The organism is Pedobacter sp. 01N416, from assembly GCF_056399685.1.
The window spans coordinates 24,122-31,069 of record NZ_JBFTRT010000010.1; the positions used below are offsets into that span (position 1 = coordinate 24,122).

The 6,948-nt window shown below is 39.2% G+C and carries 9 protein-coding genes; 6 read left to right on the forward strand and 3 right to left on the reverse strand.

The window, feature by feature from the left end; genetic code table 11:
- Positions 1–38: 38 nt before the first annotated feature.
- The 6 genes from uvrB to AC1DND_RS01365 all read left to right on the forward strand — a co-directional run bounded on the left by uvrB (position 39) and on the right by AC1DND_RS01365 (position 5,150).
- Positions 39–2,081, forward strand: coding sequence for an excinuclease ABC subunit UvrB (gene uvrB, locus AC1DND_RS01340; RefSeq protein ID WP_477578470.1), 2,043 nt, complete (start codon positions 39–41; stop codon positions 2,079–2,081).
- A 76-nt stretch (positions 2,082–2,157) separates the two neighbouring features.
- Positions 2,158–3,450, forward strand: coding sequence for a DUF3472 domain-containing protein (locus tag AC1DND_RS01345; protein ID WP_477578472.1), 1,293 nt, complete (start codon positions 2,158–2,160; stop codon positions 3,448–3,450).
- A 55-nt stretch (positions 3,451–3,505) separates the two neighbouring features.
- Positions 3,506–3,703, forward strand: a complete 198-nt coding sequence (locus AC1DND_RS01350; RefSeq protein ID WP_477578473.1) for a YwbE family protein — start codon at positions 3,506–3,508, stop codon at positions 3,701–3,703.
- Complete coding sequence (locus AC1DND_RS01355) at positions 3,703–4,245, forward strand: hypothetical protein (protein WP_477578475.1); 543 nt, start codon at positions 3,703–3,705, stop codon at positions 4,243–4,245. The genes AC1DND_RS01350 and AC1DND_RS01355 overlap by 1 nt, the downstream gene beginning before the upstream one ends.
- A 104-nt stretch (positions 4,246–4,349) precedes the next feature.
- On the forward strand, positions 4,350–4,598 hold the full coding sequence (locus tag AC1DND_RS01360; RefSeq protein ID WP_055903040.1) for a DUF4834 family protein: 249 nt from the start codon (positions 4,350–4,352) through the stop codon (positions 4,596–4,598).
- Positions 4,599–4,700: 102 nt separating this feature from the next.
- The gene (locus tag AC1DND_RS01365) at positions 4,701–5,150 is read left to right on the forward strand and encodes a nuclear transport factor 2 family protein (RefSeq protein WP_477578476.1); all 450 of its coding nucleotides are present in this window, start codon (positions 4,701–4,703) and stop codon (positions 5,148–5,150) included.
- A gap of 6 nt (positions 5,151–5,156) precedes the next feature.
- Here AC1DND_RS01365 and AC1DND_RS01370 read toward each other — a convergent pair whose 3' ends face one another.
- The 3 genes from AC1DND_RS01370 to AC1DND_RS01380 form a co-directional block, all read right to left on the reverse strand.
- Entirely contained in the window at positions 5,157–5,606 is a 450-nt protein-coding gene (locus AC1DND_RS01370) for an SRPBCC family protein (RefSeq protein WP_477578477.1), read from the reverse strand.
- 3 nt (positions 5,607–5,609) lie between these two features.
- Entirely contained in the window at positions 5,610–6,005 is a 396-nt protein-coding gene (locus AC1DND_RS01375) for a hypothetical protein (protein ID WP_477578478.1), read from the reverse strand.
- A gap of 37 nt (positions 6,006–6,042) precedes the next feature.
- Positions 6,043–6,948 (reverse strand): TIGR01777 family oxidoreductase (locus AC1DND_RS01380; RefSeq protein WP_477578480.1); only part of this gene is annotated, 906 nt, incomplete at its 5' end.

Consider the following 6,948-nt stretch of genomic DNA (forward strand, 5'->3'; position numbering starts at 1 on the left):
TTAGATTTTGCAGCCTAAATCGTACATTTGATTAGCCCATGAAATTTAAAATCACCTCAGAATATCAGCCCACCGGAGACCAGCCAAGTGCGATAAAACAATTGGTAGATGGCGTAAATGCCAATGAACATTATCAAACTTTACTAGGCGTTACGGGATCGGGAAAAACATTTACGGTAGCTAATGTGATCGAACAGACGCAAAAACCTACCCTGATTTTGAGTCACAATAAAACTTTGGCAGCGCAGCTTTACGGCGAGTTCAAAAATTTCTTCCCTGAAAACTCGGTGAATTATTTTGTTTCTTATTACGATTATTATCAGCCTGAAGCTTTTATCGCATCAAGCAATACTTATATCGAAAAAGACCTGAGTATAAACGAAGAGATTGAAAAACTCCGGTTACGCACTACCTCTTCGTTAATGAGTGGCAGACGCGATATTATCGTGGTATCATCCATCTCCTGTATTTATGGTATGGGTAATCCCGAAGATTTTTCCCGGATGGTTTTCCGTTTTGGCGTGGGCTTAAGGATTTCGAGGAATGCATTTTTGCATAGCTTGGTTGAGATTTTATATTCGAGAACTACAACAGACTTTAAACGTGGAACCTTTAGGGTTAAAGGCGATACTGTTGATATTTATCCGGCCTATCTTGATCATGCTTACCGCATTTCTTTTTTCGGTGATGATATTGAAGAACTTTCCTCGATTGATCCGGTTTCCGGAAAAACCATAGAGAAATTAGAAGACATGGCCATTTATCCAGCCAATCTTTTCGTTACCCCGAAAGATAGGTTCAATTCTTCCATTTGGGGAATACAGGAGGAGCTGGAAATCCGTAAAAACCAGCTAATTGCAGATCGACATTTGTTGGAAGCCAAACGGCTGGAAGAACGTACCAATTTCGATATCGAAATGATGAAAGAATTGGGTTATTGTTCCGGTATCGAAAACTACTCACGTTTCTTCGATGGAAGGCAGCCCGGCATGCGTCCTTTCTGTTTGTTAGATTATTTTCCTGAAGATTATTTAATGGTGATCGATGAAAGCCATGTTACCGTTCCGCAGATCAGGGCCATGTACGGTGGCGATAGATCGAGGAAATTATCTTTAGTTGAATATGGTTTCCGTTTGCCTGCTGCACTGGATAACAGACCTTTAAACTTTAACGAATTCGAAGCGCTTGCCCCGCAAACCATTTATGTAAGTGCAACTCCGGCTGAATATGAATTGGAAAAATCAGAAGGTGTGGTAGTAGAGCAGGTAATTAGACCTACAGGTTTGTTAGATCCTGTTATTGAGATTAGACCTGCCATTAACCAGGTCGACGACCTTCTAGATGAAATAGATATTACCATAAAAGAAGGTGGCCGTATTTTGGTTACCACATTAACCAAACGTATGGCTGAAGAATTAACTAAATATCTTGATCGCTTAAATATCAAGACCAGGTATATCCATTCTGAAATTAAAACCCTCGAACGGGTAGAGATTCTTCGTGGTTTACGTTTAGGAGAATTTGATGTGTTGGTTGGAATTAACCTTTTGCGCGAAGGTTTGGATTTACCAGAGGTTACTTTGGTTGCTATTTTAGATGCGGATAAAGAAGGTTTCTTACGGTCTGAAAAATCGTTGATCCAAACCATAGGCCGTGCGGCCCGTAACGATAAGGGCCGTGTAATTATGTATGCTGATAGCATTACGGATAGCATGGAGAAAACCATATCAGAAACGAACAGACGTAGGGATATACAGATTGCTTATAACCTTGAACATGGCATTACACCTAAAACTGTTGGTAAATCAAGGGAAGCGATTTTAGAGCAAACATCTGTCCTTGATTTCTCTCAGAAAGCAAGCGATAACAAAGCCAGGGCTTATGTAGAAAATGCCGAAATCAGCATTGCCGCTGATCCAATTGTACAATATATGGGTAAAGCAGAGCTACAAAGAGCAATTGATACTACGCGTAAGGATATGCAAAAAGCAGCAAAAGATATGGACTTTTTGCAAGCGGCAAAACTGCGTGACGAAATGTTTGCCCTAGAGAAAATGTTTAACGAAAAATTCGGTAAGTAACGATTTGGTTTTAAAGCATGATTTTTAGATAATTTAGCCTACAATTGCTTTAAACAAGTTATCTAAAAATCATTCAATGAAATCTTTTAAACTAGTAACACTGATCGTACTCGGTGTCATGGGGCTAAAAAGTCATGCCCAAAATGCTACAGCAATTTCCCTCCCGCTTGGAGGTAATGCCTACAGTTCTCTCCATCAGGATTCAGAAAGAACATTATCCAACAGGGGAATCATAAACTGGTCTAATCCAAAAGAATATTTTACAGCTTATTTTAGGGTTTCTAAACCTGGTACCATAACGATATCGTTAAGCGATAAGCCTATAGTTGATGGGCAATCAGTTCTGGAATTCGCCATCAACAATCAATCTAAAAAGGTAAGTTTCGATGAAACCAAAACTTTTGATGGTAAGATTGGCGAGTGGACCATTAAAGATACTGGCTACGTTGCCTTAACCATTAAAGGAATAAGCAAAACTGGAATGAAATTCCCTTCAATACAAGCCTTATCCGTTAGTGGAACAGCTACTGAAGGCAAAACGGCTTATGTTAAAAACAACGAAGGCAACTTTTTTCATTGGGGCAGGCGTGGGCCATCGGTTCACCTCAACTATCAACAACCTGAAAATGTAAACGCAGCGTGGTATTATAACGAAGTAACTGTACCAAAGGGTGAAGATATTTTAGGCTCTTATTTTATGGCTAACGGATTTGGTGAAGGCTATTTCGGTATGCAGGTAAATAGTCCAACCGAACGGCATATCTTATTTTCGGTATGGAGTCCTTTCAATACCGACGATCCTAAAAGTATCCCGGAATCGCACAAGATTAAAATGCTAAAGAAAGGCGAAGGTGTACATACGGGAGAGTTTGGCAATGAAGGCGCTGGCGGTCAGAGTTACCTGAATTATATGTGGAAAGCAGGAAATACCTATAAATTCTTGTTGCATGGGGTACCTGGAAAAGATAGCCTAACTACCTACACTGCTTATTTCTTTGCACCTGAAACCAATAAATGGCAATTGATAGCCAGTTTCACCAGACCGCAGACTAAGACCTATTTAAAGCGCTTCCATTCATTTTTAGAAAACTTCTCACCTGTACAGGGCGACCTATCGCGGAAAGTTTTGTTTGATAACCAATGGATCTGTGATGATAAAGGAACATGGACCGAATTAAAGTCTGCCCGCTTTACTACCGACAATACAGGAGCAAAAGGATACCGGATGGATTATCAGGGAGGGATAGATAAAGGCGCCTTTTATTTAAAGAACGGTGGCTTTTTTAACGATTATACCACACCAAGAAAAATTCTTACCAGAAGCACTACAGGTAAAAAACCTGAAATAGATTTCAGTAAATTACCTTAACACTCAAAATAATTATGGAATTTTGAAACTTTAATCATCATTACATTACAGCACAATGGACGGGCAAAACAGAAAAGACATTTATCCAGGCTTGGAAGTCGGAATTATTTTGAAGAAAGATCAGCAGTCGGGAAATATCACCTATGGTGTAGTGAAAGATCTGCTTACTTCATCGGCATTTCATTCCAGAGGGATAAAAGTGAGGCTCGAAGATGGTCAGGTAGGCCGCGTAGCTGAAATTATTGAAGATTAATGAAACATACTTATCTTATTATTTTAGTTTTTGTATTTATGGGTAGTGCATCTGCTCAGGTTGTTGATACAATGAATGTAAAACCTGTTGAAAATAAGGTTGTTACCGATCAAAAAACAATCAGGATTTGTGTGCCATCTAGAGCTGGTATTATTTCAAACCCACCTTTATATGTAGTGAACAATATTGTGCTTAGCGGCGTAAATGTAATGGAATACATCAGGCCAGCTGGTGTCGAGGCCGTATATGTGTTGAAAGATAGACCAGCAACTGAAAAGTATGGAGTGAATGGAAAGAATGGTGTAATTGAGATTACTTTGAAGAAAGATGTTCAATTATGGAGCCTGGAAGAACTGTTTAAAAACTTTAGGATAAAAAAGAGAGATAGGAACCTGCCGGTTTTTATTGAACTGGAAAGGTTGGTGGGCTACAACGATTTTTACATCGCCAGCGACATGGTAAAGAACGTAGAGGTTATTGCGTCAAAAGGTGAATTATCATCACAGGAAAGATTTATTAAGGTGTGGTTAAAACCTTTATAGGCTTATTTACGTATTATATTTGTAATCAAAATGCAATTAAAGGCTCAGTAAGTAACAAAATAAATTTTATGACGTCTATATTTGTAACAACAGTAATTTAAAAAATGGCATTAGTAAAATTCATTTTCATCACAATATTGGTACTTTGGCTGATCAGAATGTTGATTAGGTTAATTCTGCCAATGCTGTTTAATAATCTGGCCGGCAAAATGCAAAGTCAGGCTACGGGACAGCAACAACAAAGACGGTCAAAACCTGAAGGTTCTATTTCGATAGATTATATGCCTCCAAAGCCTGATCAAAGTAAAACAGATAAACTCGGCGACTTCGTAGACTACGAAGAAGTGAAATAAAACTAAACCCTGAACTTGTTTCAGGGTTTTTTTGTTTAAAGTATATAGTTTAAGTTTATATTTTTAAACCTCAACCAGAAAACCAAAACTATACCGGTAACTATGAAATATTTTATTGTTTTTATCTCCTTGTGGATGGTAAGTGCGAAATGCTTTAGCCAGACAAAACAGGATAGCTTAGAAATCAAACGTGCAGTCCTTGATTATATAGAATCGCAGCATATCCCAAACCCTAAACAAATGGAGCAGGCTCTGCACCCAAGGCTGGTTAAACGCACGTTTTGGACGGATAAGGAAACAAACAAGGATTATGTTCGTGAAACCTCTGCAGAATCGATGGTTATCTTAGCTGAAAGTTATAACCGCAAAAAAGATAAATTCCCTGCTGTTCCTAAAAAGGAAGTTAAAATGCTTGATATTTCAGAGAAAACGGCCTCAGTTAAACTAATTGCAGATGAATGGATAGATTATATGCACCTTGTTAAATTAAATGGGGCCTGGAAAATTATTAATGTGCTATGGCAATTTAATGATAGTGCAAGGCACAAATAGCGCATATTACCATTCAGCTTGAAATTTGATTACCTTATTTCTTTTCTCAATTAGTTTCAACATATAATTTTTAAGAAATATTTTTTCTACAAGCTGGCCTAATAAGCCAAATGGTGCCTGAAACTCAAAAACATCAGTCATTTCTGTCTGAGAACCAATTATTTTAAATTGGTGTTGGTGATGGAGTTTTTTAAAGGGGCCTTTAACCATCTCATCTACAAAGAGCGTTGGGTATTCCATTTTACTAATCTTATTTGTCATTTCGAATGGAATGCCAAAATGTTTGGCCCGCCAGGTAACCGATTCATGTAAATTGATCAAACCATCTCTCTTCCCAGCGATGGCTTTCTCACCGGAACTTTGCATCGACTGTACATGAAGGTCGATACTTCTAGCCAGATCGAAACAGCGTACAATAGATGCATTGATTAGTGTCTTTAAAATAATTGTTGCCATATTTCAGTTAAGAAGCCATATGCGAACCAGATAATGCCAGAGGGCACCGCCAATGAAGGAGAACAATAACGATGAGGTAAAAAGGATGATACCAATTTTATATTTTGTTTTTTTGTTTATTTTGAACGGTAAAAGGGATAAACAACTCCCCATCAATGATAAAAAATAGCCACTGGTAAATGCACTGTTCATTATTTCCAGATACCTGATATGTTTATCCCCTGGACTGTACATCGAGCGGATTGGAATCACCCTATATCCTTCTTGTGCAGAAAAAAAGCCATTTTTCATTAAATTAATAATGGTAAGCGGACCTCCAAAGGGGCTGCACAAAAATAGCAACAATTCTAGTGCACAGATCGATACCGAAATGATATAGATGACCTTTAATATTTTCATATCTTGAAAGACAATTGTATTTAAATATTATTCCCGCTCAATGCCTCCCGCCTTCCAACCCTCTGCCTTCTGACCCTCCTCCCTCAACCCCCTTCACTGCCTCATCTATCTTCGCATACTTAAATTCAAAGCCATTGTTCAACAATCTTCTTGGTTTAACCCACCTGCTTTTTAAAATCAGTTCGGTTTCGGTTCCGATTATTTTTGCGCCTATGGCCAGTAGCCAGGCAGGAGCAGGCAAACCAAAGTTGATGCCGTAAGCTTTTCTGATGCTGCGCATAAACACGTGGTTTTTAATTGGCTCAGGTGCGGTACAGTTTATTATACCTTCAATCTCATTGTGGTTCAGTAACCATTCAATACTACCTGCGGCATCTAACTCGTGCACCCAGCTTACATACTGTTCGCCATTGCCCTGTTTACCACCCATGCCCAGTTTAACCAGGTTGAGCAAGCGTGGAAATGCGCCATCTTTTAGTCCCAGTACAATGCCCATCCTAAGGGCTACTTTTCTGGTTTTTGGGGTTTCGTTTTCAAAGAAACTACTTTCCCAGGCCTTGCACACCTCAATCGAAAAGCCATCACCGATTTCTCCCGTCAGTTCATCTTGTGGACGGTCTTCGGCATGCCGGTAAATGGTCGCAGAGGTAATGTTGATCCAAAGTTTTGGTGGGTTTTGCAGGCTTTTGATTACTTCGCCGAGTAAACGGGTAGGGATTAACCTGGAACTGATAATTTCTTTCTTGTTTTTAGGGGTGTACCTACAGTTTACATTTTTACCACAAAGGTTAACCAATAAATCGGCACCTTGAAGGCTTGTTACCCAGTCACCCAGGGTTTGGCCATCCCACAGCAGGGTTTTAATGTTCCCTGCTGCGGCTTGTGGTTTTCTAGATAGGATAATCACTTCACCAGCCAGACGACTAAAGTGATTGGCCAGTAC

Bases quoted from the DNA above. Each gene is read 5' to 3' on its own strand.
- uvrB (WP_477578470.1), top strand. From the start codon at position 39: ATGAAATTTAAAATCACCTCAGAATATCAGCCCACCGGAGACCAGCCA.
- AC1DND_RS01345 (WP_477578472.1), top strand. From the start codon at position 2,158: ATGAAATCTTTTAAACTAGTAACACTGATCGTACTCGGTGTCATGGGG.
- AC1DND_RS01350 (WP_477578473.1), top strand. From the start codon at position 3,506: ATGGACGGGCAAAACAGAAAAGACATTTATCCAGGCTTGGAAGTCGGA.
- AC1DND_RS01355 (WP_477578475.1), top strand. From the start codon at position 3,703: ATGAAACATACTTATCTTATTATTTTAGTTTTTGTATTTATGGGTAGT.
- AC1DND_RS01360 (WP_055903040.1), top strand. From the start codon at position 4,350: ATGGCATTAGTAAAATTCATTTTCATCACAATATTGGTACTTTGGCTG.
- AC1DND_RS01365 (WP_477578476.1), top strand. From the start codon at position 4,701: ATGAAATATTTTATTGTTTTTATCTCCTTGTGGATGGTAAGTGCGAAA.
- AC1DND_RS01370 (WP_477578477.1), bottom strand. From the start codon at position 5,606: ATGGCAACAATTATTTTAAAGACACTAATCAATGCATCTATTGTACGC.
- AC1DND_RS01375 (WP_477578478.1), bottom strand. From the start codon at position 6,005: ATGAAAATATTAAAGGTCATCTATATCATTTCGGTATCGATCTGTGCA.